The 688-nt window shown below is 46.2% G+C and carries 2 protein-coding genes; both read left to right on the top strand.

The window, feature by feature from the left end; all coding sequences use genetic code 11:
* Positions 1-81: 81 nt before the first annotated feature.
* Complete coding sequence (locus ACYVD4_RS32050) at positions 82-447, top strand: hypothetical protein (protein ID WP_460952545.1); 366 nt, start codon at positions 82-84, stop codon at positions 445-447.
* A 1-nt stretch (position 448) separates the two neighbouring features.
* Positions 449-688 (top strand): hypothetical protein (locus ACYVD4_RS32045; protein WP_460952544.1); only part of this gene is annotated, 240 nt, incomplete at its 3' end.

Here is a 688-nt window from a genome sequence, read left to right as displayed (position 1 = left end):
CACTAAATATCAGTTGATTATAGTTGCAAAAGTGGTGGATTTTGCGTAGCTTGATAGGGTAAATAAGAGGAGAAACGACTCATGAAAATAACCCAACAGCAATACGAATCAGCCCTCGCTTTAGTCGAACAATACAAGCGTCAGCACAATCAGGAAATCATGGTTGGAAAGCGAATTATATCCAACGATGATTTCTGTAAAATGATACAAACCAAGCCCGACAATCGAATAACAGTCAACGATATTGTTATTATCCCAACAAGAAACTGTTCTGATAGCTGGGATCATGCAACAGCAACTTTTGAGCAGGTTGTCTGCACTGGGTACTGCGGTCGGGATGAGTTTTGGGGACGTAATCTTGACGGTGAAGAACGATACTTTACTGAAGGTTCGCGCTTCAAGTGTGTTGGTGAAGTGTCAGAGGCTATTAAGATCCCTGTACAATAGTATGCAAATACCCACATCCCTCCACGCCCAACTAACCACCCTACTCTCCACGCACAAACTGCTGTGGAGTTCAGAAAGCGACTATCCCGTCGAGCCAGTGTCGTTGTGGTGCTGGCAGTTAGGCGCGTACCGGGAGACGTTTGATGCGGATGGGCTACTTCAGAATCAGTACGTAACAAATGCAGCGTATTGGCCGATTCTGCTGGCATTCGCTGGTTGCAAGCTCCGTGCCTTCCGCCAA

The sequence above is a fragment of the Spirosoma daeguense genome, from assembly GCF_054776875.1.
The sequence above is the reverse complement of the archived record's forward strand: the minus strand, read 5'-3'. Positions and strand labels throughout refer to the sequence as shown.